Source organism: Staphylococcus sp. GDX7P312P, assembly GCF_008385775.1.
GTDB classification, from domain to species: Bacteria; Bacillota; Bacilli; order Staphylococcales; family Staphylococcaceae; genus Staphylococcus; species Staphylococcus haemolyticus.
In genome coordinates, this window is sequence record NZ_VUKI01000100.1 from 1 (window position 1) to 237 (window position 237).

At 35.9% G+C, this 237-nt stretch carries 1 pseudogene; it reads right to left on the bottom strand.

Annotation, left to right across the window (positions count from 1 at the left end):
* Positions 1-237 (bottom strand): annotated as a pseudogene (locus F1592_RS13530) (2-isopropylmalate synthase); the annotation flags it as partial.

Below are 237 nucleotides of genomic sequence, written 5' to 3' on the forward strand. Positions count from 1 at the left end.
AAGATGTTACAGATTCTGTTAAGGTTTTGAAAATATGTGCATATTCATCATGGTAACTGTAGCCGACTGTATCAGGAATATTAATAACTGTAGCTCCAGCGTCAACGGCAGTTTGTACACATTTCACTAAGAATGGTAATTCAGTACGCGTTGCATCTTCAGGTGAAAATTGAACAACGTCAAATAATTGTTTCGCGTATGTGACATGTTCTTTAATAGATGCTAAAACGTCTTCTT